The sequence below is a fragment of the Actinomadura mexicana genome (assembly GCF_900188105.1).
GTDB classification, from domain to species: Bacteria; Actinomycetota; Actinomycetes; order Streptosporangiales; family Streptosporangiaceae; genus Spirillospora; species Spirillospora mexicana.
The window spans coordinates 429,206-453,345 of record NZ_FZNP01000004.1 but is presented as its reverse complement, the minus strand read 5'-3'; the positions used below and the strand labels follow the sequence as shown (position 1 = coordinate 453,345).

Below are 24,140 nucleotides of genomic sequence, written 5' to 3'. Positions count from 1 at the left end.
CCGCGCCATGTCCTTGACCATGCGACAGGGCCCGCTCGCCGGTTCGCCCGGCGACGAGGTCAACTTCACGATCGACGGGCCGGCGCACCGGTTGTTCATGCACGACTTCCCGCGCCGGGTGCGCGCCCGGTTCGCGGGGGAGACGGTGCTGGACACCGGGCGCGGGAGGCTCCTGCACGAGACCGGGCTGCTGCCCGTGCTGTACGTCCCCGAGGAGGACGTGCGCTCCGATCTGCTGGAGAAGACCGCCCACACCACGCACTGCCCGTTCAAGGGCGACGCCGCGTACTGGACGGTGCGGGTGGGCGACCGGACGGCCGAGAACGCGGTCTGGGGGTATCCGGAGCCGAAGCCGGAGTCGGCGTGGCTGCGCGGGCACATGGCCTTCTACTGGGACCGGATGGACGCCTGGTTCGACGAGGACGAGGAGGTCCACGGCCATCTGCGCGACCCGTTCCACCGCGTCGACGCCCGCGCCACGTCCCGGCGCGTGCGGGTGCTGCTCGACGGCGAGGTCGTCGCCGAGACCGCCCGGCCGAAGCTGCTGTCGGAGACCGGGCTGCGCAACCGGTACTACATCCCGGCCGAGGACGTCCGCCGCGACCTGCTGACCCGCAGCGAGAAGCGGACCGCCTGCCCCTACAAGGGCGAGGCGACGTACTGGTCGCTGGCCGGCGCCGAGGACGCCGCCTGGTCGTACGAGGAGCCCCTGGAGGACGCGGCGAAGATCGGCGGGTACCTGTCCTTCGACCACGAGGCCCTGACGGTCGAGACCCGGCCGCCCGGGGGCGGCTGACGCCCGGACCGCCGCCGGGCACCGCGAGGACGCCGGCGCGTAATGCTCTCGCGGAGCGGCGGTCTTCTGGCGCATGATTTCGGCATGGTCGATACCTCCCTTTACGCGGCGTTCGTTGTCGCCGCCTTCGCGCTCTGCGTCACGCCCGGCCCCGACATGATGTTCATCGTCGCGATGGGCGGGCGCGGCGGTCCGGTCACGGGCCTCATGGCCGCGGCGGGGGTCGCCACGGGCGCCCTGACACATGCGGTCGCCGCGACGCTCGGCCTCTCCGCCCTGTTCACCGCGCTGCCGACGCTGTACCACGTGCTGCGCTGGGCCGGCGCCGGCTACCTGCTCTACCTCGCCGTCAAGTCGTTCCGGGACCGCGGCGAACCCGGCGAGGAGGGCGCGGCCCCCGCCGGCCCGGGCCGGCTTCGCGCGTTCTGGCAGGGCGTCGTCACGAACCTGCTGAACCCCAAGGTGATCCTCTTCAACATCGCCTTCCTGCCGCAGTTCGTGAACCCCTCCATGGGGCGTCCGATGGTGCAACTGCTCGTTCTCGGGGTCACGCTGGTCCTGCTCGGCCTTGCCGTGGACGCCTGCGTCGGCCTGCTCTCCGGCCGCCTCGCGAACCTGCTGCGGCGCAGCCGCCGCGTCGCCCGCGGCCTGAACATCTTCAGCGGGACCGTCTTCACGGGGCTCGCCGTGCGCCTCATCGCCGTCCCCAAGTGAGGGCTGCGGGTTTACAGTTCAGGTAACCCTGAGCAAAGGAGGCGGCTGTTGGTACCGTACGCGGCGTCCTCCCCGCCTTCGGCGTTCTGGTCCGCGCTCGAACCCGAGCAGCGGACCGCTCTGCGCAACGCCGCGCGTCCCCGGACGTTCCCGGTCAAGGCGCCGCTGGTGTACCAGGGCGACGAGTCCGACCATGTGATCATCATCGAGCGGGGCTGGGCGAAGGTGACCTCCGCGACCGAGGACGGCCACGACGTGGTGCTGGCCGTCCGCGGCCCCGGCGACCTGCTCGCCGAGAGCGCGGTGCTCGGCGGGCGGCCGCGCGCCGCGACCGTCACCGCGCTGTCCCCGATCCGCGCCCTGGTCGTGCCCGCGGCCCGCTTCACCGGGTTCCTGGACGCGCACCCGGACGTGTGGATGCTCGTCACCGGCACCTTCGTCCAGCGCATGGACGACTCCGACCGGCGGCTGACCGCCCACATCACGAGCCGGGGCCCGGAGCGCCTGGCGGCCCTGCTCGCCGACCTGGCGGAGCGCTCGGCCCACCACGCCCCGCCCGCGCCGGACGGGTCGATCGAGATCGGGCCGCCGCTGTCGCAGGAGGAGCTCGGCAGCTGGATGGACGCCTCCCGGGAGACCGTCGCCCGCGCGCTCAGCGGCCTGCGCCGCGAGGGCCTGATCCGCACCGGCTGGCGCAGGGTCATCGTGGTGGACCTGGCCCGCCTCCGCGCGTTCGCCAAGGAGCAGGACTGACGGCCCGCCCGTCCTCCCGCCCTAGGATTCCGGGCATGAGCGGCGACGGCTACCACCACGGAAACCTGAGGCGCGCCGTTCTCGACGCCGCCATCGAGGCGATCGCGGAGGCGGGCCCGGCGACGTGGAGCCTGCGCGAGCTGGCGCGCCGCGCCGGGGTGTCGCACGCCGCGCCCGCCCACCATTTCGGCGACAAGACCGGCGTGCTGACGGCCGTCGCCGCCGAGGGGTACACGCTGTTCGCCGACGCCATGGAGGCCGCCGGGAGCGATCTGCACGGCGTCGGGCTCGCCTACGTGCGGTTCGCCGTCGAGCACCGGGTCCACTTCGAGGTCATGTTCGCGCCCGCGCTCTACCGCCCCGACGACCCGGAGGTGGCCGCCGCCCGCGACCGCGCCGGCCGGGTCCTCACCGAGGGCGTCCGCGGCGCCGCGCCCGGCCGTCCCGCGGGGGACCGGACGGCCGGGATCGCCGCCTGGTCGATCGTGCACGGCTTCGCCCACCTGTGGCTGAGCGGCGCCCTGCGGGACCTCGGCGACGATCCCGTGAAGGCCGCCGACCCGGTCATCCGCCTCCTGTTCGAGCGCTCCGGGTCAGCGTGAGGCGGCCTGCTCCTCGACCGCCGGCCGCTCGCCGTCGGGTTCGACCGGGCGGCGTTCGGGGACGGCGGCCAGGTCGGCCCGGAAGCGGCGGTTGAGGGCGGCGCGCGCGCGCCCCCTGGCCGTGCGGCCGCGGGGGCTGTCGACGTCCTCGACGGGCGGCGGGACGTCCAGGTCGGCGGCGGGCGCCGGGCGTGGATCGGTGATCGCGGCGATCGCCTCGTCCGGGAGCGGGCGCTCGACCTCGCTGAACCCCCCGTCCGGCGACTGGCGGATGACGCCGGTCTCCAGCCCGTGCCGGGCCAGGCCGAGGTCGCGGTGCTGCAGGCCGACGCAGATCCGGTAGGTGACGACGTAGGCCAGCACCGGTCCGAGGATGATGAGGAAGCGGAAGAACCACGTCGTCCAGAACAGCGAGACGTCGAACTTGTGGGACAGGACGTCGTTGCCGCCCGCCAGCCACAGCGCCCCGTAGAAGACCACGCCGCCGACGCCGATGCCGGTGCGCGCCGGGACGTCGCGCGGCCGGTCCAGCAGGTGGTGGATCTGCGAGTCGCCGGTCACCCAGCGCTCCAGGAACGGGTAGACGGCCAGACCGGTGAACAGCAGCCCCGGCACCACGAGGGCCGGGACGACCACGCTCATCGCGACGGTGTGGCCCCAGGCGCTGATCTCCCAGGACGGCATGATCCGCAGTGCGCCCTCCAGCCAGCCCATGTACCAGTCGGGCTGCGACCCGGCGCTGATCGCGCCGGGGTCGTAGGGCCCGAACAGCCAGATCGGATTGATCTGGAAGAACGCGGCCAGCAGCGTCGTCACGCCCAGCACCCACAGGAAGAACGCCGTCGTCTTGGCGATGAAGACGGGGAAGAACGGGTAGCCGCGGACGGTCGTGTTCGAGCTGCCCTTGCCCGGGAACTGCGTGTGCGTCTGCCGCCAGGTCAGCACCACGGCGTGCAGCGGGATCAGCGCCGCCAGGATGCCGGGGATCAGCAGCACGTGGATGACGTACAGGCGCGGGATGATGTCGGTGCCCGGGTACTCGCCGCCGAACAGGAACATCACCGCGTAGGAGCCGACCAGCGGGATCGACGCGAGCACGCCCTCCAGGATGCGCAGGCCCGTGCCGGACAGCAGGTCGTCGGGCAGCGAGTAGCCGAACAGGCCGTTCAGCATCACGAGCATGAACATGGCGATGCCGATCAGCCAGTTCAGCTCGCGGGGCTTGCGGAACGCTCCGGTGAAGAAGTTGCGGAGCATGTGCACGAGGATCGAGCCCATGAAGATGAGCGTCGACCAGTGGTGGATCTGCCGGACGAGCAGGCCGCCCCGCACATCGAAGCTGATTTTGAGGGAGGAGGCGTAGGCCTCGCTCATCTCCACGCCCTTCAGCTTCGTGTACGAGCCGTTGTAGACGACCTCGTGCATGCTCGGCTTGAAGAACAGTGTCAGGTACACCCCGGTCAACAGAATGATCACGAAGGAGTACATCGCGATCTCGCCGAGCAGGAAGGTCCACTGGTCGGGGAACGCCTTGCGCAGCGCCTTGCGCGCGAATCCGGTGGTGCCGAACCGCTCGTCCAGCGCCCGCGTCGTGACTTCCAGTCCCCTGGGCGGCCTCCGCGTGCCGGCCCTCGCCCCGCCGGGCGCCCTCGTTCCCGCCATCGTCCGCATCCCTCCGTCGCGCTCTGGGCAGTCGCGCTTCTGGGGATGAGACCGTTCAGAGCAGATGAATGTGACATCTCCGGAATGTGGAGCGCGTCACACGACGAGGCGGTGACGCGCGGGTCGCGGCGGGGCGGCGGTCAGCGCGCCGGGACGGCGAGCATGCCGCGGCGCAGGTAGCGCGGGCGCCAGCGCGCCCGGTAGCAGAGCCGGATCGGCGGCGGGAGCAGCCCCAGCACGGCGCGGCGGGTGCCGTCCGGGGCGCCGTCGAGCAGCCAGGGCAGGAACACCCCGAGCCCGCGCAGGCCCAGTTCGCGGCGGATCTCCACGTCGAAGGTGCCCCATTCGAACGGGGTGAGGGTCTCCTGGATCAGGGGCAGGGCGTTGGACTCCTTGAAGTCCAGCAGCGCGTCCACCGAGGCCCGCAGGTCGCGCGCGTACCCGGCGAGAGCGCCGCGGTCGCGGTGCTCCAGCGCCGCGTCCACGCCGTCGATCAGCGGGACGGCCTTCAACGCCAGCGCCGCCATGGCGTCGATGACCACGCCGATCCGACCGGGCCCGTCGGCGGCCTTGGCGTACATGACGGTCCAGAGGGCGTTCTTCTCGGCACGGTCCTGGAGGCTCCAGTGGGAGGTGAACAGGGTCCAGCTGGCCGCGGCCGCGGCCCAGCCGAAGGCGGAGCCGGGCCGGGTCGCCGTCTCCGGATCCGCGACCGTCTCCAGTCGGGCCGCGTCGCGGCGGAAGGCGTCGTAGGCGGCGTACAGCATCGTCAGGTCGAATTTCCTCGCCACGCTGTCCATGCCGCCTCCCAAGCTCTCCGCGCGCCGCGCCGTTCACAGAGATAGAGGGGCGGCACGCACCCGGATGTGACGCGATGCGAAGCCTGACTTTCTGTGATCTGCCCCACGGGCGACCGGATATGCGGGGAGCGGGCGGTGCGGCCGGCCGGACGGCGGGGCGCCGCCGCCGTCCGGCCGGGCCGCCCGTCAGGTCACCGGGTTGTCGACCAGGTAGACCTTCGGGGAGGGCGCGTCGCACGCCGCGGGGGCGGCGCCGGGTGCGCCGTCGAAGGACAGCTCGGCGGCGGCCGAGCCGAGCCCGACCGAGACGCTCTCGGCGCCGGAGGCCGGGGTGAACGGCCCGGCGGTCAGCGTGCCGGCGCCGGGCAGCGGCACCGTGATCTGCCTGTCCCGCACGAGCGGCGTCCTCGGGATGGCGATGCCGCCGGCGGGGATCACATTCTGCCTCGCCGGCGTGCCGCCCTCCACTTCCAGGTTCAGGGCCGTGACCCTGCCGGACGCCGAGCCGTAGCCCTTGTCGGCCAGCCGGTTCACCGTACCGGCCGGGATCACCAGCGCACCGCTCGCCTCGGTGAAGGAGAACGATCCGCCCCGCCTGGCCACGAGCGGGATGCGGGCGCCGACCGCGATGCCGACGTCGAGCGGCTCGCCGCCGAGGGAGCAACTGTACGGGGCGTTGATGATGCCCACCAGCTCGTTCGACCGGGGCTCGGGGAAGTTCAGCGGGGCACCGGAGATCTTGGCGGGCGGCCGCCCCGGCGCACCGCCGACACCGATCGTCAGCAGCGCGTTTCCGGCCGACGGCTTGCAGTCGGCCGTGATCGGCAGGCTGAACCCGGCCCGCGACTTCAGGTCCACCTCGGCGAACGCGTGGTCGAAGGCCAGCGTGACCTTGCCGCCCGCGGGCGCCTTGTACGGGCCGACGTCGAACGTCCCCGACAGCGGCAGGCCGACCTTGAGGGGCTTGCCGGCCTCGACCGCGATGTCCTTGATCTCGAACGGCTCGTCCTCGGCGATGTTGACGGCCGGGGGGGTGGAGCCGCTCGCGCCGATGGTGAGGTCGGTGACCCGGGCGTCGGCCCTGTCGATCCCGAGGATCGGGGCCAGCGCGGTCAGCCACTCGGGGAAGGTGATGCTCCCCGAGCCCTGGGTCAGCCAGAACTCCTGGCCGGGCCCGAGCTGGACGGGCGCCACGCCCTGCACGTCCACGTCCGTCGGCAGGTAGAACACCGGCAGGCCGGCGAGCGCGATCGTGCAGCCGATGGGCAGCTTGAACCGCCCGGTGTCGACGCCGACCCCCGGCACGTCCTGCGGGGGGAGCGCGTGCGCGGCGGGCGCCTGGACGAGGGCGAGGGCCAGTGCGGCGGCGCCCGCGAGTGCGGCCAGGCCGCGGCGCGGCCGCCCGCCGGCGTCCGGCGCGCCGGAATGTCGGAATCTCATGGGGGCATCCCTTCAGAAGTACGTTCCTGGGCTGACGGGTGCCGACATGGTGAGCCCGGCCGTCCGGGACGCGATACGGAGGGCGTTGAGGAAACGCCGCGCCGTGATTGGCAGCCGCGCATACAAAGGGCTGACCACCCCCGAGGAGCGATCGACCGCCGCGTGTTCCGGTACGTTGCTGGACGTTCCAGCGCACGAGGAAAGGGGCCGGGCATGGCTGTCGAGGCGGCGGGGACGGACATCGCCTCCCTGATTCTGCGGGTGTCCGTGGGAGGCACCCTGGTCGCGCACGGTTGGAACCACGCGTTCGGCGGCGGGAAGATCGAGGGGACTGCGGGCTGGTTCGAGTCGATGGGTCTGCGGCCGGGGCGGCTGCACGCGCTGATGGCGACCGGCACCGAACTGGGTGCGGGCGTGCTGCTGCTGCTGGGGCTGCTCACGCCGCTGGCGGCCGCGGGGGCGGTGGGCACGATGGTGGTGGCGTTGGTCACCGCCCATGCGCGCAACGGCTTCTTCATCTTCCGTCCCGGGCAGGGCTACGAGTACGTCGTGATGATCATCATGGTGGCGTGCGCCGCCGGCGCGCTCGGCGGCGGCGCGGTGTCCCTGGACCGCGTCCTCGGGGTCGAGGACGACCTGTCGGGCTGGACGGGCCTGGCCGTCACGGCCCTGGCCGGGGGGCTCGGCGCCGCCCTGCTGCTGGCCGCCTTCTGGCGGCCCGGCAAGCGCCCCGCCGGGACGCCGGAGGGCTGACGCGCGGTGCCCGCCCGGCCGGACCGCGCCCGGGTCGGATAACGTCGCGAGCGTGCGACCCTCGATCTCCGAAGAGCCCGAAGCGCGGTCGGTCTCCCTCCACTCCGTTCTGGACCTGCTGGACCTGGAAGAGCTCGACCGGGACCTATACCGGGGCGCCCTCGTCTTCGACGACCCGTACCCGCTGTACGGCGGGCAGGTCGCGGCGCAGGCGCTGCGCGCGGCGGGCGGCACCGTCCCGGAGGGGCGGCTGCCGCACTCGCTGCACGGCTACTTCCTGCGCGGCGGCGACGCCGCGCGGCCGACGATCTTCCGGGTGGACCGGGACCGCGACGGCCGCTCGTTCTCGGCGCGCCGCGTGGTGGCGCTGCAGGGCGGCGAGGTCATCTTCAACATGTCGGTGTCGTTCCAGCAGCCCGCCGACGACGAGGACCGGCAGGTGCACGCGGCGCCGCAGGTCCCGGGGCCGGACAAGCTCCCGGCCTCGCCGGTCCCGCGGCTGTTCTCCATGGAGAGCCGCGTGCCGCCGCAGCCCTACGATGCGGCCGACTTCCCGACGCGGCTGTGGTCGCGCTGCACCGCGCCGCTGCCGGACGACGACCTCCTGCACGCGTGCGTGCTGACGTACCTGTCCGACATCTCCAGCGGCCTGATCGCGCTGCACGACGGCGCCGCCCGGTCGGGGCCCAGCCTCGACCACGCCGTCTGGTTCCACCGGCCGGTCCGGATGGACGACTGGGTGCTGATGGACCTCGTCCCGCAGACGGTCGCCGCCGGGCGCGGCTGGTACACCGGAACGATCCACACCCGGGACGGCGTGCTCGTCGCCAGCCTGACCCAGGAGACCCTGTTCCGCACGCCGCGCTCCTGACACGTGCCGGGGCCGGCCTCCCCGCGCGGGGAGGCCGGCCCGCGGTGCGCTATCGCCAGGTGTCGTTGGCGGTGCGGCTCGACGTGCCGGTCGTGTAGGTGCGGTTGGCCCCGCTCTCCCACGTCACGGCCCCCGCGCCGGTCTTCTTGATGTACTTGTATTCGATCTTGGTGTTGGCGGGCAGCGTGACCGTCCCGTTCCAGATCGGGTAGCCGGACGGGGACAGTTCGACCGCCTTGGCGGTGTCCCACGAGCCGAGTGCCGGGACGTCGCCGACGAGGTGGACGCTCGTCCCCCAGGTCGTGGTGGCGTTGACGTTGAAGGTGTCGGAGACGGTCCCGGAGGTGGGCGGCGGGGTCTGCCCGGTCCGGGCGTCCGCGTGGATCGCGACGGCGCCGCCCGCGGGGATCGTGACGGTCGCCGTCCCGCCCGACACGGTGACGGCGGTGCCCTGGCAGCCGCTCGAACCGAGGCCGCCGGTGATGACGTCGCAGTAGACGCCGTCGGCGAGCCCGGTCCGGTAGGACGCGGTGGACGGTCCGGAGGAGTCGTTGAGCCCGATCCAGCCCTCCGAGCCGCGGCTGAACCCGATGACGTTCCCCGCGGTGGCCGTGAAGTTGCCGACCGCCGTGGCGGAGGCGGTCGCGTTGTGCCAGCCGACCATGCCCTTCGTCCCGGTCGAGCGGGTGCTGCACTGCCAGCCGTTCGAGCAGGTCGCGCCGGTGACGAACCCGCGGGAGTCGGCGGGCGGCGACTGCCCGGCCGACGACCAGGTGAACCCGTCGTACACCGAGGGCCTGCCGTACGGGTAGGCCAGCAGGAAGTAGGTCGCCAGGGTGTAGTCGGAGCCGTTCTTGTAGTTGAGCGTGGACCCGTCCCGCTCGGTGTCGTGGTTGGTGATCATCGTGTAGGTCCGGGAGCCGTCCGCGTCCAGCGACCAGGACGGGATGCCCGCCAGGTTCGACAGCGTCCCATTCTGGAACTGCGTCTTCAGGCCCTGGGCGTAGGAGAAGCCGAGCACGTCGCCGTTCCCGGTGAACGCCGCCGGCTTCAGATCGGCCGTGGTCGACCCGGGGAAGACCTCCTGCGCGATGTAGGGCGCCCTGCCTTCGGCGGTGGTGGTGTGCAAGGCGCTCTTGACGGCGGCGAAGTCGCTCTGGGCGATGTGCTTGGCGGCGTCGACCCGGAACCCGTCCACGCCGAGGCCGACCAGGTCGTTGAGGTATCCGGTGATCTTGTCGCGCACGTACCCGGACTGGGTCTTCAGGTCCGACAGCGAGACCAGCTCGCAGTTCTGCACCTCGGAGGTGTTGTTCCAGTCGTCGATGCCCGCGTCGTCGTCGTTGCAGTACCCGTCGTTGGCGTGGTGGAAGTCGCCGTACCCGTACGGGACGGCCGGGTAGGCGAACCCGCCGGGATCGAAGGCCGAGCCGCCGTAGGTGGTGTTCACCGTGTTGTTGTGGCCGGCCATGTGGTTGACGACCGCGTCCACGTAGACGCGGACGCCCGCGTCGTGGCAGGCCGCCACCATGGAGGAGAACTGGGCGCGGGTCCCGAGCCTGCTGGTCAGGCCGTAGGAGACGGGCTGGTACACCTCCCACCACGGGTGGGCGCCGTCGCTGGTCGATGCCAGGCTGACCGACTCGGCCGGTGGCGCGACCTGCACGGCCCCGTACCCGGCGGGCCCGAGGTGGTCGGTGCACGCGGCCGCGACGGACGGCCAGTTCCACTCCCAGAGGTTGGCGGTGACGTCGCTGTCGTTGAGGGAGGCGGCGGCACGGGCGGGGCGGTCGGGGAGCAGGGCTGCGGCGGGCGCCGTCCCGGCGAGGACGAGGAGGCCGGCGGCGAGCAGCGACCGGCGGCGGGGGGCTCTTGCGCGTGGGGGGTCGTTTGCAGACATTCGGCGAACTCCTGACACAGGGCGCCTGGCGGGCGCCTGAAGGGTGGGGGACGGCCGTCCGCGAGCAACGCGAGAATGCTCTCTTCTTGCAGTCAGGTCAAGGGCTTGCGCAAGATTTCAATGAACTTGCAGAAAGGTGACAGCCTCAGGAGGTGGACGCCGCGCCGCGTGCGGCGAGGCGTTCCCGCTGGGGAACGACGGTGTACTTGGGGTCCTCGGCCGACCGCACGCCCGCGTGGAAGACGCCGAAACGCGTGCAGGCCGAACTCGCCAGGAGGGCCGCCCCGCTCAGCGCCGCCGCGGCCCGGCTGCGCCCGCCGAGCAGGACGCAGCCCGCGGTGCCCGCGGCGGAGAGGATCTCGCCCGCGCGCATGTAGGCTCCGCCCCTGCCGCGCTTGTACGGTTCGGCCGCCAGCCCGGCGCGGCGCTCCAGCACCTTGGCCGCGGCCAGTTCCAGGCCGGCGCCGAAGACGGCGGCGGTGCGCATCGGGGCGTTCTCCCGGACGGGCGAGGCGACCAGCGCCATGCCCGCCGCCGCGGCGGCGGCCGAGCCGACGAAGACGAACGGCAGCTCGCGGTGCGCCTCGTGCCAGGCGGGGACGGCGGTGTCGGCGGCGAGCACGGCGGTGTAGGCGGCGACGGCCGGGCCGAGCACGGCGGCTCCGGCGGTGGCGGCGCGGCCGAGGCGCGGGAGCAGCCCGGTCACCTCCAGCGCGGCGGCGGCGCCCGCGGCGGGGCCGTAGGCGGCCAGCAGCCAGGAGCCGACGCTCATCGGGGACGTCGGCTTCATGACGCGCAGCATGTTGTAGAACCGCTTCGGCCGCCCGAGGTCGTGGACCAGCGCGGCCGTGGACCCGCCGATGGCGGCCAGCGAGGAGATCTTCAGCGCCCGCGCGGCCGCCGGCCGCCCGGTGAGCTGGGCGCCGGCGGCGAGCACCGACCCCGCGCCGGCCAGCCCGCCGAGGAAGAAGTAGCCCGCGATGTCGACGGACTTCCACACCGGCGGGTTCAGGATGGGCTTGCCGTAGTAGGAGGTGAACTCCGCCTCCGGAACCATGGCCTTCTCGCCGCGGCCGCCCCGGCGCCCTCCGCGCCGTCCCCGTCCGCGCGGGCCCTTGCCGATCTCAGCCTCCCGGCCGGGTCGTTCGCCGCGCACGCCCTCCTTGCCGACCTCCGACGAGCTCATCGCGCGTCCCCCTTGCGGCCGTGTGCGGCGAAGACGGCGGCGAGCCCGCCGAGCAGCGTGGCGGCGGCGACTCCGGCGTGCCGCCACATGGACGGCAGGTCGCGCGTGGTGACGACCGGGTCCGGTGGCAGCCCGTACACCTCCGGCTCGTCCAGCAGGAGGAAGAAGGCGCCGTCGCCGCCGACGCCGTCGTCCGGGTCGTGCCCGTAGAGGCGCGCGTCCTCGACGCCCAGGTCGTGGAGCTGGTCCACGCGCAGCGCGGCCCGCTCGCGCAGCTCGTCCAGCGGGCCGAACTGGATCGAGTCGGTCGGGCACGCCTTGGCGCACGCGGGCTCCTGACCCACGCCGATCCGGTCGTAGCACAGGGTGCACTTCCAGGCCCGCCCGTCGCCCTTGCGCTGGTCGATGACCCCGTAAGGGCAGGCGGGCACGCAGTAGCCGCAGCCATTGCAGATGTCCTCCTGGACGACCACCGTGCCGAACTCGGTGCGGAACAGCGAGCCGGTGGGGCACACGTCGAGGCACGCGGCTTGCGTGCAGTGCTTGCACACGTCGGAGGCCATCAGCCAGCGCATGCCGCCCGCGCCCGGCGCCGCGCCGTGGTCGACGCCGGTCTCGGCCTCGCCGATCGGCTTGCTCTGCTCGATGAACGCGACATGCCGCCAGGTGTCGGCGCCGAGACCCTGGGTGTTGTCGTAGGACATGCCGGTGAACTCGAGGCCGTCCTCGGGGACGGCGTTCCATTCCTTGCACGCCACCTCGCACGCCTTGCAGCCGATGCACACCGACGTGTCGGTGAAGAAACCCATGCGGGGCGGATGGTCGGCGTAGCCGGAGCCGGCGGCGACGTCGGAATCGGCTCCGGCGAGCAGGTTCCGTCCTATCAGGCTGCCCATTCCACGACTCCCATCGACGACACCGGCCCCTACCCGACTTCCCGGGGACGCGTCGCCTACACCCCGTCCCTCCGGGTGCCCAGGGGCGGCGGGTGCCGTCAGCCGCTCATCGCCTTCCACTGGCGGTCGGCGACGGGGCGCCAGGTGTCGTGCCGCTCGTGGAAGAGCGCGACCGCCTGCGCGCCGCTCCAGTCGTCGGGCAGGAGCGCCGCCGGAAGGCCGGGGTCGAGGAACGGGAACCGGCGCCACTCCTGGACGAGCCTGGTGTGCGCGGCGAACGTCCCCGGGTCGTCGGCGGGACGCAGCGCGCCGACGGCGTCGAGGAAGTCCTCGTAGGCGAGTCCGATCTCGTCGAGGTCCCACGCCTGGCGCGCCACGCGCCGCGCCTCGGCCAGGTCGCCGAGCCGCCCGGTGAACAGCGTGGAGCCGTCCGCGACGCCGATCCCGGCGAGGACCTCCCGGACCTCGGGCTCGCGCTCGGGGTGCGGGCTGACCCACACGCCGGGGGAGAGGTTGCCGAGGCCGCTCCAGGCGAGCCGGGTCCGCAGCAGGTGGCGCAGGCGGCGGCTGGTCTCCGGGACGGTGGCGAGGACGAGCAGCCAGCGCCCGTCCCACGCGCCGACCGGGCGGCCGAAGCCGTAGATCCGCTCGGTGCCGTCGGTGAGGAGCCGCTCCCCGGACGGGGTGAGCCGCCAGGCGGTGCGGCGGCCGTGCCGCTCCCCGGCGAGCCAGCCCTCGCCGGCGCTGCGGGCGAGCGCCTGCCGGACGGCCTTCTCCTCGACGCCGAGGAGACCGAGCGCGCGCAGGAACGTCGCCGTCCACACCGGCTCGCCGCCGGGCAGGACGAACTCGCCCAGCACGGTCAGCAGCAGCGACCGCGCGCTCGCCGCGCCGAGTTCGCGCCGGCGCCGGAATCTCGGCTCCGGATGCGCGGCGTCCTCGCCGGTTCGGGCCATGTGCTCCTCCTCCAGGCCCTGACGGGCGCGCCCGTCCATGGACGCGGTCCAGTATCGCGCGGGTCCGGCGCGGGTTCCGCCCGGACTCCCGTCGTTCCACAAGTCTATTGACTAGCGTTTCGTCTATGTAGAGCATTGGGGGCACGGTTCCCGGCGAAGGGAGACCTCGATGACCGCTGGAACGGCGACCGCACCGGTCCCGCCCGACACCTTCAACGCTTCCGACTACCTGCTCCGGACGGCGTCCGGGCCCGGCGGCGGCCGGACGGCCCTGACCGGTCCGGGCGGGGACCTGAGCTACGCCGAGCTCGCCGAGCTGGCCGGGGACATCGCGGCCGGTCTCGAACGCTGGGGGCTGCGCGCCGAGGAGCGGGTGGTGCTGTTCATGGCCGACGGCCCGCCCATGGCCGCCGCGATCCTGGGCGCGATGCGGCTCGGCGCCGTCCCGGTCCCGGTGTCGACGATGCTGACGGGTCCCGAACTCGGCGGCCTCCTGGCCGACGCGCGCGCCAGGGTGCTGCTGGTCAGCGACCGGTTCGCGGTCGCCGCGGAGGCGGCCCTCGCGCACGCTCCCGGTATCCGGCGCGTGGCGGTCGAGGGGGACGCGGCGCTCCGGGCCCCGGCGGGGGTGCGGGTGGACCCGTTCGGGGACCTGGTCCGCGAGGGGCGCGCCCGCGGCGGCGCGCCGGCCGAACCGTACGCGACCTCGGACGACTCCAGCGCCCTGTGGCTCTACACCTCCGGCACGACGGGCCGGCCGAAGGGCGCGATGCACCGGCACGCCAACATCCGGCATGTCGTGGAGACCTACGGCCGCCAGGTCCTCGGGATCCGCCCGGACGACCGCTGCTACTCGGTCGCCAAGCTCTTCTTCGCCTACGGGATCGGCAACTCGCTGTTCTTCCCCCTCGCCGCCGGTGCGACCGCCGTCCTGGATCCGGACCGCCCGACCCCGGCCTCGGTGGCCGGCCGGCTGGCCGGGTACCGGCCGACCCTGTTCTTCGCCGTGCCGACCTTCTACGCCGCGATCCTCAACGCCGAGGTCCCGGTGGAGGCGTTCGCGTCCGTCCGGCTGGCGGTGTCGGCGGGGGAGCCGCTGCCCGCCGAGCTGTGCCGCCGCTTCACCGAGCGGTACGGCGTGGAGATCATCGACGGGATCGGCTCCACCGAGTGCCTGCACATCTTCCTGTCGAACCGGCCCGGCCGGGTCCGCCCGGGGACCACGGGCACCGCCGTCCCCGGGTACGAGCTGCGGGTCGTGGACGCCGCCGGGGCCGACGCCCGGCCGGGGACGCCGGGCTCGCTGCTGGTGAAGGGCGAGTCGATCGCGACGGGCTACTGGTGCCGCACCGAGACGACCCGGCAGGTCTTCCAGGGGGAGTGGCTGAGGACGGGCGACACCTACGTTGTGGACGAGGACGGCTTCTACACCTGCCTGGGCCGGACGGGCGACATGCTCAAGGCCGGCGGCATCTGGGTGTCGCCGGCCGAGGTGGAGCAACGGCTGCTGGAGCACCCCGCGGTGTCGATGGCCGCCGTCGTCGGGCTGCCGGACGCCGACGGCCTGGACAAGCCCGTCGCCTGCGTCGTGCTCAAGGAGGGCGCGGCCGCCGAGCCGGCCGAACTGATCGGGTTCTGCCGGGCGGGCCTCGCGTCGTTCAAGCGTCCCCGCGACGTGCTGGTCGTGGACGAACTGCCCACGACGCCGACCGGCAAGCTGCGCCGCTTCGCCGTCCGCGAGCTCGCCTCGGCCCTGCTCGCGGCCCCCTGACCTCGTCCCCGGGCCCGCTTGGCCACGGGCGTCCGCGCGAGTCGAAGTGCTACAAACTCTTGACGCATAGTGCGAAATCTGTAGAGCATGATGGAGACGGTACCGGCGGAAGGACAGCGCATGACCAGCCCGCACGTGGAGTTCCGGGTGGACCCGTCCGGTTACCGGCACTGGCGCCTCGACGTCGACGGCCAGGTCGCCACCCTCACGATGGCCGTGGACGAGCAGGGCGGGCTGGTCCCCGGGTACGAGCTGAAGCTGAACTCCTACGACCTCGGCGTCGACATCGAGCTGTACGACGCCGTCCAGCGGCTCCGCTTCGAGCACCCCGCGGTGCGCGCGGTGGTCGTCACCAGCGGCAAGGAGAGGATCTTCTGCGCGGGCGCCAACATCCGGATGCTGGCCGCGTCCCCGCACGCCTGGAAGGTCAACTTCTGCAAGTTCACCAACGAGACCCGCAACGGCATCGAGGACGCGACGGCGAACTCCGGCCAGACCTACCTCGCGGCGCTGAACGGCACCGCGTCCGGCGGCGGATACGAGCTGGCCCTCGCCTGCGAGCACATCATGCTCGTCGACGACCGCTCCTCGGCGGTCTCGCTGCCGGAGCTGCCGCTGCTCGGCGTCCTGCCGGGCACCGGCGGCCTGACCCGCGTGTCGGACAAGCGGCGCGTCCGCCGCGACCGGGCCGACTACTTCTCCACCAAGGCCGAGGGGCTCGGCGGCGGGAGGGCCGTCGCCTGGGGCCTGGTGGACGAGGCCGTCCCGCGGACCGCCTGGGACGAGACGGTCGCCGAACGCGCGCGGGAGCTGGCGGCCCGCTCGTCCCGTCCGCGCGACGCCGAGGGGATCGCGCTGACGCCGCTCGGCAAGGAGCGCACGGACGCATCGATCGCCTACCGGCACGTCTCGGCGGAGCTGGACCGCGACGCGGGCGCCGTCGAGATCACGATCGCGGGCCCGGCCGCGCCCCCCGGGGAGTTCCGCGGCGCGGACTTCTGGACGCTCGCCATGACCCGCGAGCTGGACGACCTCATCCTCGACCTGCGGACCAACGAGCCGGAGCTCGGCACCTGGGTGCTGCGCACGCGGGGGACGGCCGAGCACGTCCTCGCCCATGACCGGCTGCTGCTCGGCAACGCCGGCGACTGGCTCGCCAACGAGATCGTGCACTACCTCAAGCGGACCCTGAAGCGGCTCGACGTCACCAGCCGCAGCCTCATCGCCCTGATCGAGCCCGGAAGCTGCTTCTCCGGCTCCCTCCTGGAGGTCGCGCTCGCCGCCGACCGCTCCTACCAGCTCGACGGCGTCTTCGAGGACGTCGATCCGGACGCCGACCCCGCCGCGGTGACCGTGGACGCGATGAACCTCGGCCCGCTCCCGATGGGCAACGGCCTCACCCGCCTCGCGACCCGGTTCCTCGGCGACGGCGCCGCGCTGGCCGCCGCCGGCGCCGCCGCGGGCAGGCCGCTGGAGGCCGCCGACGCCGAGCGCATCGGCCTGGTCACCTTCGCGCCCGACGACATCGACTGGGACGAGGAGATCCGCATCGCCGTCGAGGAGCGGGCCGGCTTCAGCCCGGACGCGCTCACCGGCCTGGAGGCCAACTACCGCTTCCCCGGCCCCGAGACCCTGGAGACCAAGATCTTCGGACGGCTGTCCGCCTGGCAGAACTGGATCTTCACGCGCCCGAACGCGTCCGGTCCGGACGGCGCCCTGCGCCGCTACGGCACCGGGCGGCGCGCCGACTTCGACCGAAAGCGAGTCTGAGCGATGGCGACCACCGCCGACTACACCGAGAAGATCCCCAACAACGTGGACCTGCACGAGGACCGGCGCCTCCAGCGCGCCCTGGAGTCGTGGCAGCCGAACTTCCTGTCCTGGTGGGAGTCGATGGGCCCGTCGCTGCCGACGCGGGAGGTGTACCTGCGCACGGCGGTCGACGTCGGCCGCGAGGGCTGGGCGCACTTCGGGCACGTCGCCATGAGGGACTACCGGTGGGGCATCTTCCTGGCCGAGCGCGACGGAGGCCGCCGCATCGGCTTCGGCGCGCACAAGGGCGAGCCCGCATGGCAGAAGGTCCCCGGCGAGTACCGCGCCGACCTCCAGCGCCTCATCGTCATCCAGGGCGACACCGAGCCCGCGTCCGTGGAGCAGCAGCGCAACCTCGGCGCCACCGCCCCCAGCCTCTACGACCTGCGCAACCTGTTCCAGGTGAACGTCGAGGAGGGCCGCCACCTGTGGGCGATGGTCTACCTCCTGCACGCCCACTTCGGGCGCGAGGGTCGCGAGGAGGCCGAAGAACTGCTGCGCCGCAACTCCGGCAGCGAGGAGGCGCCCCGCATCCTCGGCGCGTTCAACGAGGAGACCCCCGACTGGCTCTCGTTCTTCATGTTCACCTACTTCACCGACCGGGACGGCAAGTACCAGCTCGGCACGCTGAAGGAGTCCGGCTTCGACCCGCTGTCGCGCACCTGCGAGTTCATGCTCAAGGAGGAGGCGCACCACATGATGGTCGGCACCACCGGCATCGACCGGGTCGTCGAGCGGACCGTCCAGCTGATGAAGGAGCACGACACCGACGACGTCGCCCCGCACGGCGGGATCTCCCTGGACGTCCTGCAGAAGTACCTGAACTTCCACTACTCGGTGTCGCTCGACCTGTTCGGCTCCGAGACGTCCAGCAATGTCGCCAACTACTACACGGCCGGGCTCAAGGGCCGCTGGATGGAGGACCGCCGCCAGGACGACCACCGCCTGACCGACGACGCCGTCATGGTGGACGCCCTCGTCGACGGAGGCATCGGGCAGACCGAGGTCGCCGCGCTCGTCGGCCTGAACACCGACCTGCGCCGCGCCTACATCGCCGACTGCCAGAGCGGCGTCAACCGCTGGAACCGCATCCTGTCCGAGGCGGGGCTCCCGCAGCGGCTCCGCCTGCCGAGCATCGCCTTCAACCGCAGGGTCGGCGCCTTCGCCGGCGTCGAGGCCGCGCCGGACGGCGAGATGCTCGACGCCGCCGAGTGGGAGCGGCGCAGGGGCGCGTGGCTCCCGACGGCGGTCGACAAGACGCACGTCCGGTCGCTGATGCGGCCCGTCCACGAACGCGGCAGGATCGCCGCCTGGATCGCCCCGCCCCGCAACGGCATCAACGGTCAGCCCTTCGACTACGAGTACGTCCGCCTCTAGCCGGCGCCGTCCGCGGCGGGCGCCGCTTCTAGCCCGTGGCGGGGAAGAGGCGCAGCCAGGCGTCGCCGGGGTCCGGTTCGCGCACCTCGACGGGCTCGAACTCCGGTCCGGCCCCGGCGATCCCCCGGTGCGCGGCCGCGGAGACGATCAGGCCGATGACGGGCGCGACGGCCGAGAACCGCCGCCGCAGGACGTCCGACTCCAGCAGCCTGGCGGCGCGGGCGAGCGCCGCCCCGGTGACCCCCTCCGGCCCCGCGTGCACCGGGCCCGCGTCGACCGCGACCCGCACCTGGAAGCGCTGCCCCTCGGCCGCGCCGCGGTTGTGCCGGTCGATGCGCTCGGCGAGCGCCCGCCCGAGGGGATCCGCCGGGGCGCTCACCGGAACCCCCGGCGGGACGACGAGCAGCGCACCGTCCCCGCGGTCCTCCCGGTGGCAGGCCGCCCACGACACTCCGGCGGCGGCGAACGACTCCTCCAGAGACTGGAACAGCACCCGCCGGATCGCCGCTCGGTCCGCCTCGGTCCGGCCGGAGGAGCCGAACCCCACCACATCGGTGAACACGATCGTGCAGTCCTGTCCCGTGAGGAACAGGGACCCGGACACGGCCGCCGGGCGTGGCTCGCCGCCCGCCGTGAGCCGCTCCAGCCGGACCGGGTCGAGCACGTCGATCGTGCCGTCCCCGGCGTGGACGAGTCCCGCGCCGTCCCATTCGCTGAGCACGCTGGCGACCGCCGCGGGCGACGACGACGTCCAGCCCGCCAGTTCGGGGCCCGTCAGCGGGAGCGCCCCGTCCCGCGCCCGCGACAGCGTGGTGAACAGCGCGGCCAGCCGGCGCTCGGTGTCGGCGAGTTCGGTGCCGGAGGTGCGGGCCGCCGCCTCGACGGTGCGGTCGTGCGCCTGCTTCTCCAGCACCGACTGCACGCCCGCGTGGCGTTCCACGACACGCCGGAAGTCCGCCGCGCCGGCGACGAGCGCCTCCACGGTGTCGAGCGCGATGACCGTGGCCGACCAGGCATCGCCCTCGAACAGCGCCCGCTCGCCGATGAGGTCGCCGGGACCGCGGACCGCCACGATCCGCTCCTCGCCCGCCCGGTCGACGCGGACCTTCGTCCACCCCGAGCGGAGGACGACGACGTAGTCGGCCGGGTACCCCTGCCGCAGGATCGGCGCGCCCGGCCCGAAGGTGCACGCACGCGCCACGCCGCGGATGGCGTCGCGCTCCTCGGAGCCCAGCGCGTGCCAGAAGCTGTCGCGGAGCCTCTCGGCCCGGTCGGCGGTCCGCGGGCGGGTCCCCTGCGCCAGGGCCGCCGCGGCCCTGGCGCGCGCGAACCCGGCCAGCGGCGCCACGAACAGGGCCAGGACGGCGAACGTGAACGCGGCGAGCAGCGCCGCCGCGGGAATCCCGGTCTCCGCGGCCGCCCACGCCGTGCACACCGCCCCGAGGGCGCCGAACGTCACGACCCCCCGCGCGAGCGCCCGCCCCGGATCCGCCGCGGGCACGGGTCCGGGCCCGCGCCCGTCCGCGGCGAAGGCGGGCGAGGCGTCGGAGAACGCCTCCAGCAGCCGCCGCCCCGCTCCGCCCGGCGGCGCCGTGCCCGGCCCGCCGGCGGCCGGCGCGTCCGAGAACGCCTCCAGCAGCCCGCGCCAGCCGCGATCAGGACTCGGCATCGCATCCCCCATTCATCCGGCCCGACCAGGCCCGTCGTCCTCACCGTCGCCGCCCGGCCCCGGCGGCAGCGCCCAGAGCGCGTACCGGCCGAGCTTCGCCATGACCGCCGGGGCGCTCGCACCGCACGCGAACGCCAGCCACGGCGCGTCGATCAAGTCGCTCGCCGCGGCCGCCGACGTCACCATCGCGGCGAGCATGCAGTGCAGCGCGCAGGCGAACAGGTAGTACCGGCCGCCCGGCCCCTTCGGGTAGCGCCAGGGCGGCCCCTTCACGCGCCGGTTCGCCTCCAGGAACGCCAGCGTGCGGTTGGCCGCGGCCCCCATGAGCCCCCACACGACGAACTGCCACATGCCCCGACGGTAGGTTCCGGGCCGAGGGCAGACCGTGACATGCCGCACAAACCGCCCGCAAACCCGCCGAGGTTCTCGCGACGGGGTTCCGATATTCTGCGCCGCATGGGTCCTGAGGAAGCCGACGCGAAGGTCAGACTCGCCACCACCCGGTACGAAGACCTCGTGGAGCAGGTCGAGGCAGCCAAGGAGGACCTGTTCGACGCCTACGCCGACGCGGCCCGCAAGGGCCTCGGCCCCGAGGAACTGGCCGACGGCTCCCCGTTCACCGCCGACCACATCGCCCGCAAGCTGCGGGAGCGCGGCGTCGGGAGATGACCAGGCGCTGGACCTGGTCACCGACGCGGTGACGACTTCCGGGAGAGGGGCCGACGCCCCGGCGTAGACGCTGGGGCCGACAAGCCCATTGCGAAATGACTGTGATCTTCACAACCCGGCTTCGGGATTGCGCCTGGGGCCCCCTTGTGGACTGTTCCTCGTGAGCTGCCAGAGCGGCAGCTGTTAGGACAAACCAAGGAGGGTTCCCGCATGGGCACCTATCAGAAGGACGGCAACAAGGGCGGTTCCGGGACCCCGATCAAGGACGAGGGCGACAAGACGGGCGGCAAGTAAGCGCCTGACCGTCACCCCCTAAGGTCCAGAACCAGGAGGACATGATGTCCAAGCAGCCTACGTCTCCCCCCGACGACCTCCCCACGAGGATCCCGCCGGGGAAGCCGCCGCAGCCGGAGCCCCGGCTGAACGGCTGAGTTAGACCCGCGCCGGCGGCAAGCCGGCGCCGGCGTGTGGTCCAACGGCAGCTCCTCCCCTCCGGGGGAGGAGCTGTACCCTTTCGGCCCCGCAAGACAATGAAGAGGCCGTTCTCGTCAGGGCCAGGGAGCGGCATATCTGCCCTTTGTGAATTGACTCAGGCACCCTTCGCGGACTCGGCAGAGGACTGAGCACCGACTTGCCTAGCACGGCAGTCGTAGAACGTGATCTGGGCGTGCGGACATCCGCCGCGACATTGGGCGGCCGCCCGGTGGTCTTCGGATTGTGACGCAAGAAGATCCCGAGAAGCAGCAGGTAGAAGTGCCGGCTCCGGCTAGCGGGCGAGGTGGCGGGAGATGACCAGGCGCTGGATCTGGTTGGTGCCCTCGAAGATCTGCATGACCTTGGCCTCGCGCATGAAGCGCTCGACCGGGAAGTCGCGGGTGTAGCCGGCGCCGCCGAGGACCTGGACGGCGTCGGTGGTGACCTTCATGGCGTTGTCGGTGGCGATCAGCTTGGCGACGGACGCCTCGCGGCCGTAGGGGCGGCCCGCGTCCTTGAGCCGGGCGGCGGACAGGTAGGTGGCGCGCGCGGACTCGACGGCAGCGTCCATGTCGGCCAGGACGAAGGCGAGTCCCTGGTGGTCGATGATGGCCTTCCCGAAGGCCTCGCGCTCCTTGGCGTAGGCGACGGCGGTGTCGAGCGCGCCCTGGGCCAGGCCGGTGGCGACGGCGGCGATGCCGAGGCGGCCGGCGTCGAGGCCGGCGAGGGCGATGGCCAGCCCCTGGCCCTCGTGCCCGATCAGGTGGTCCGCGGGGACGCGCGCGTCCACCAGGCGGACGGTCGCGGTGGTGGAGCCCATCAGGCCCATCTTGTCCTCGGGCTCGTCGAACTCCAGGCCGGGGGTGTCGGCGGGAACGTGGAAGCAGGAGATGCCGCGCGACTTCTCCTGCGACGTGCGGGCCATGACGGTGTAGAAGTCGGCCTCGCCGCCGTGGGTCGTCCACGCCTTGGCGCCGTTGAGGACGTAGGAGTCGCCGTCGCGGACGGCCCTGGCGCGCATCGCGGCCGGGTCGGAGCCCGCGTGCGCCTCCGAAAGGCAGTACGCGCCGAGGCGCTCGCCGGAGAGCATGCCGGGCAGCCACCGCGCGCGCTGCTCGTCGGTGCCGAAGGAGAACAGGGGAAAGCAGGACAGGGCGTGGACGCTGACGCCGACCCCGACGCTCGCCCAGGCCGCCCCGATCTCCTCGAGGACCTGCAGGTAGATCTCGTAAGGCTGGTCGCCGCCGCCGAACTCCTCCGGGTACGGCAGCGTCAGCAGGCCCGCCCGGCCCAGCGTCGTGAAGACCCCGCGGGGGAACGTCCCGGTGCGCTCGGCGTCCGCGGCGTGCGGCGCGAGCTCCTTGGCCGCGATCTCGCGGGTGAGCGCGATCAGGTCCTCGGACTCAGAGGTCGGCAGGTGCCGGGTGGCGGGCATGGGCGGACTCCTTTCGGCACCGCCAACCGTACCAAAGGCGGTACCGGCGAACCCGTTTTGGTACTGTCGCCGTCATGACCTCGGTGGACCAGCGGGCGACCCGGGCGTCTCGGCGGCGCGAGACGCTGATCGACCGGCTCATGGACCTCTTCCTGGAGCGCGGGTTCGCCGAGTTGGGCGTCGCGGACCTCGCCGCGCTGCTGCGCTGCTCCAAGAGCACGCTCTACTCGGTCGCGGCGAGCCGCGAGCAGATCATCACGGCCGTCGTGCGGGCCTTCTTCCGCCGCGCCACCGAGCGCGTGGAGGCCGCGCTCGACGGCAACGCCGACCCGCGCGAGCGGGTCGGCGCCTACCTGCGGGCCATCTCGGGCGAACTGGCCCCCGCGTCCGCCGCGTTCTTCGCCGACCTGGACGCGTTCGCCCCCGCGCGGGAGATCTACAAGAGCAACACCCGGTACGCGGTGCGGCGCGTGCAGGGCCTCGTCCGGGAGGCGGCGCCCGGCGGCGACGCCGCGTTCGTCGGCGCCGTCGCCGGGCAGGTGATGGAGTCCATCCACCGCGGCGAGATCAAGGCGCAGACCGGCCTGGACGACTCGGCCGCCTACGCCGCGCTCGCGTCCCTCATCGTGGCCCGGATGGCGGCCGGCTAGCTCCGGGCCGCCTGCAGGGCGTGCTCGACGAGCGCCACCAGCACGCCCCGCGCCACCTCCCGGCTCCGCACGTCGCACATCATGACCGGGATCTCCGGGTCGACGTCGAGGGCGTCGCGGATCTCCTCCACGGTGTAGCGGCGGGCGCCCTCGAACCGGTTCGCCGCGATGACGAACGGGAGCCCCCGCTGCTCGAAGAAGTCGATGGCCGCGAAGCTCGTGCTGAGCCGGCGGGTGTCGACCAGCACGATGGCGCCGACCGCGCCGTAGGCGATCTGGTCCCACATGAACCAGAACCGCTCCTGGCCCGGCGTGCCGAACAGGTACAGCCGGACCCCGCCGGAGAACGTCAGCCGGCCGAAGTCCATCGCCACGGTCGTGGTGGTCTTGCCCTCCACGCCGCCGAGGTCGTCGACGCCGACGGACGCGTCGGTGAGGAGTTCCTCCGTGCGCAGCGGGCGGACCTCGCTCACCGCGCTCACCAGCGTCGTCTTGCCGACGCCGAAGCCGCCGGCCACCAGGACCTTCAGGGTGTGGAGCGGGACGTCGTCGTCGCGCCCGTGCGCGGTGGCGGTCGGGTCAGAGGCGGCGGAGTTCATCGAGGACTCTCATGAGGATGCGGGGGTCGGGGCGTTCGGTCTGCTCGGCCTGCGGCATCTCCTCGATCAGGCCGTACTGGTGCAGGTCCGCCAGCAGGATCTGCACGACCCGCAGCGGCAGGTCGGTCTCCGAGGCGAGGTCGGCGGGCGTGGAGGGCCGCCCGCACAGCTCCAGCAGCCGCCGCTGCTCGCGCGACAGCCAGACCCGGTCGGCCGGGGTCCGGCCGGTCGCGACGAGGACGGTCACCAGGTCGAGGACGGGCCCGCGGGGGCGGGTGCGCCCGCGGGTGACCGCGTAGGGGCGGACGACCGGGCCGGCGTCCGACCCGACCCAGCGCTCTCTCGGGCTCTCCAC

23 protein-coding genes are annotated in these 24,140 nt (G+C 73.1%); 11 read left to right on the top strand and 12 right to left on the bottom strand.

Annotation, left to right across the window (positions count from 1 at the left end; all coding sequences use genetic code 11):
* Window positions 1–7 precede the first annotated feature (7 nt).
* From CHC11_RS13365 to CHC11_RS13350, 4 genes are all read left to right on the top strand, one after another.
* Window positions 8–796: a DUF427 domain-containing protein gene (locus CHC11_RS13365; RefSeq protein WP_089312008.1), complete on the top strand. Its 789-nt coding sequence runs from the start codon at window positions 8–10 to the stop codon at window positions 794–796.
* A gap of 84 nt (window positions 797–880) precedes the next feature.
* Entirely contained in the window at window positions 881–1,510 is a 630-nt protein-coding gene (locus tag CHC11_RS13360; protein WP_089312141.1) for a LysE family translocator, read from the top strand.
* Window positions 1,511–1,558: 48 nt separating this feature from the next.
* Window positions 1,559–2,263, top strand: coding sequence for a Crp/Fnr family transcriptional regulator (locus CHC11_RS13355; protein WP_245919152.1), 705 nt, complete (start codon window positions 1,559–1,561; stop codon window positions 2,261–2,263).
* A gap of 35 nt (window positions 2,264–2,298) precedes the next feature.
* Entirely contained in the window at window positions 2,299–2,865 is a 567-nt protein-coding gene (locus CHC11_RS13350) for a TetR/AcrR family transcriptional regulator (RefSeq protein WP_089312006.1), read from the top strand.
* Here CHC11_RS13350 and qcrB read toward each other — a convergent pair.
* The 3 genes from qcrB to CHC11_RS13335 all read right to left on the bottom strand — a co-directional run bounded on the left by qcrB (window position 2,857) and on the right by CHC11_RS13335 (window position 6,767).
* The gene (gene qcrB / locus CHC11_RS13345) at window positions 2,857–4,527 is read right to left on the bottom strand and encodes a cytochrome bc1 complex cytochrome b subunit (protein ID WP_089312140.1); all 1,671 of its coding nucleotides are present in this window, start codon (window positions 4,525–4,527) and stop codon (window positions 2,857–2,859) included. The genes CHC11_RS13350 and qcrB overlap by 9 nt on opposite strands.
* A 140-nt stretch (window positions 4,528–4,667) precedes the next feature.
* Entirely contained in the window at window positions 4,668–5,327 is a 660-nt protein-coding gene (locus CHC11_RS13340; RefSeq protein WP_089312005.1) for a hypothetical protein, read from the bottom strand.
* Window positions 5,328–5,513: 186 nt separating this feature from the next.
* Window positions 5,514–6,767, bottom strand: a complete 1,254-nt coding sequence (locus tag CHC11_RS13335; RefSeq protein ID WP_089312004.1) for a hypothetical protein — start codon at window positions 6,765–6,767, stop codon at window positions 5,514–5,516.
* Between the two features lie 213 nt (window positions 6,768–6,980).
* On the opposite strand from CHC11_RS13335, the gene CHC11_RS13330 reads away from it, so the two are divergent.
* Both CHC11_RS13330 and CHC11_RS13325 read left to right on the top strand, forming a co-directional pair.
* Window positions 6,981–7,520 carry a DoxX family protein gene (locus CHC11_RS13330; protein ID WP_089312003.1) on the top strand — a complete coding sequence of 180 codons (540 nt, stop codon included), beginning with the start codon at window positions 6,981–6,983 and terminating at the stop codon, window positions 7,518–7,520.
* Window positions 7,521–7,572: 52 nt separating this feature from the next.
* Window positions 7,573–8,391 carry an acyl-CoA thioesterase gene (locus tag CHC11_RS13325; protein WP_089312002.1) on the top strand — a complete coding sequence of 273 codons (819 nt, stop codon included), beginning with the start codon at window positions 7,573–7,575 and terminating at the stop codon, window positions 8,389–8,391.
* 49 nt (window positions 8,392–8,440) lie between these two features.
* Here CHC11_RS13325 and CHC11_RS13320 read toward each other — a convergent pair whose 3' ends face one another.
* The 4 genes from CHC11_RS13320 to CHC11_RS13305 form a co-directional block, all read right to left on the bottom strand.
* On the bottom strand, window positions 8,441–10,291 hold the full coding sequence (locus CHC11_RS13320; RefSeq protein WP_089312001.1) for a carbohydrate-binding module family 20 domain-containing protein: 1,851 nt from the start codon (window positions 10,289–10,291) through the stop codon (window positions 8,441–8,443).
* Window positions 10,292–10,436: 145 nt separating this feature from the next.
* On the bottom strand, window positions 10,437–11,477 hold the full coding sequence (gene nrfD / locus CHC11_RS13315) for an NrfD/PsrC family molybdoenzyme membrane anchor subunit (protein ID WP_089312000.1): 1,041 nt from the start codon (window positions 11,475–11,477) through the stop codon (window positions 10,437–10,439).
* Complete coding sequence (locus CHC11_RS13310; RefSeq protein WP_245919178.1) at window positions 11,474–12,286, bottom strand: 4Fe-4S dicluster domain-containing protein; 813 nt, start codon at window positions 12,284–12,286, stop codon at window positions 11,474–11,476. Before CHC11_RS13310 ends, nrfD begins: the two co-directional genes overlap by 4 nt.
* A gap of 185 nt (window positions 12,287–12,471) precedes the next feature.
* Window positions 12,472–13,368 (bottom strand): PaaX family transcriptional regulator, encoded by an 897-nt coding sequence (locus CHC11_RS13305; RefSeq protein WP_218826068.1) that lies wholly within the window; start codon window positions 13,366–13,368, stop codon window positions 12,472–12,474.
* A gap of 130 nt (window positions 13,369–13,498) precedes the next feature.
* Here CHC11_RS13305 and CHC11_RS13300 point away from each other — a divergent pair, with 130 nt between their 5' ends.
* The 3 genes from CHC11_RS13300 to boxB all read left to right on the top strand — a co-directional run bounded on the left by CHC11_RS13300 (window position 13,499) and on the right by boxB (window position 18,289).
* A complete protein-coding gene (locus tag CHC11_RS13300; RefSeq protein ID WP_089311998.1) occupies window positions 13,499–15,100 on the top strand; it encodes a benzoate-CoA ligase family protein in 1,602 nt (533 codons plus the stop codon).
* A 120-nt stretch (window positions 15,101–15,220) separates the two neighbouring features.
* Window positions 15,221–16,870 (top strand): 2,3-epoxybenzoyl-CoA dihydrolase, encoded by a 1,650-nt coding sequence (gene boxC, locus CHC11_RS13295; RefSeq protein ID WP_089311997.1) that lies wholly within the window; start codon window positions 15,221–15,223, stop codon window positions 16,868–16,870.
* Between the two features lie 3 nt (window positions 16,871–16,873).
* On the top strand, window positions 16,874–18,289 hold the full coding sequence (gene boxB / locus CHC11_RS13290; RefSeq protein WP_089311996.1) for a benzoyl-CoA 2,3-epoxidase subunit BoxB: 1,416 nt from the start codon (window positions 16,874–16,876) through the stop codon (window positions 18,287–18,289).
* Between the two features lie 28 nt (window positions 18,290–18,317).
* Here boxB and CHC11_RS13285 read toward each other — a convergent pair whose 3' ends face one another.
* The gene (locus tag CHC11_RS13285) at window positions 18,318–19,958 is read right to left on the bottom strand and encodes a cyclic nucleotide-binding domain-containing protein (protein WP_143227060.1); all 1,641 of its coding nucleotides are present in this window, start codon (window positions 19,956–19,958) and stop codon (window positions 18,318–18,320) included.
* A gap of 12 nt (window positions 19,959–19,970) precedes the next feature.
* Complete coding sequence (locus CHC11_RS13280) at window positions 19,971–20,309, bottom strand: hypothetical protein (protein WP_089311994.1); 339 nt, start codon at window positions 20,307–20,309, stop codon at window positions 19,971–19,973.
* A gap of 105 nt (window positions 20,310–20,414) precedes the next feature.
* On the opposite strand from CHC11_RS13280, the gene CHC11_RS13275 reads away from it, so the two are divergent.
* The gene (locus CHC11_RS13275) at window positions 20,415–20,627 is read left to right on the top strand and encodes a hypothetical protein (protein ID WP_089311993.1); all 213 of its coding nucleotides are present in this window, start codon (window positions 20,415–20,417) and stop codon (window positions 20,625–20,627) included.
* Window positions 20,628–21,393: 766 nt separating this feature from the next.
* Here CHC11_RS13275 and CHC11_RS13270 read toward each other — a convergent pair.
* Window positions 21,394–22,536 carry an acyl-CoA dehydrogenase family protein gene (locus CHC11_RS13270; protein WP_089311992.1) on the bottom strand — a complete coding sequence of 381 codons (1,143 nt, stop codon included), beginning with the start codon at window positions 22,534–22,536 and terminating at the stop codon, window positions 21,394–21,396.
* A 74-nt stretch (window positions 22,537–22,610) separates the two neighbouring features.
* On the opposite strand from CHC11_RS13270, the gene CHC11_RS13265 reads away from it, so the two are divergent.
* Window positions 22,611–23,186 (top strand): TetR/AcrR family transcriptional regulator, encoded by a 576-nt coding sequence (locus tag CHC11_RS13265; protein WP_089311991.1) that lies wholly within the window; start codon window positions 22,611–22,613, stop codon window positions 23,184–23,186.
* Here the strand turns inward: CHC11_RS13265 and CHC11_RS13260 are convergent.
* Window positions 23,183–23,785, bottom strand: a complete 603-nt coding sequence (locus tag CHC11_RS13260; protein WP_089311990.1) for a GTP-binding protein — start codon at window positions 23,783–23,785, stop codon at window positions 23,183–23,185. The two genes, CHC11_RS13265 and CHC11_RS13260, sit on opposite strands and share 4 nt — an antisense overlap.
* Entirely contained in the window at window positions 23,766–24,140 is a 375-nt protein-coding gene (locus CHC11_RS13255) for a DUF742 domain-containing protein (RefSeq protein ID WP_089311989.1), read from the bottom strand. The genes CHC11_RS13260 and CHC11_RS13255 overlap by 20 nt, the downstream gene beginning before the upstream one ends.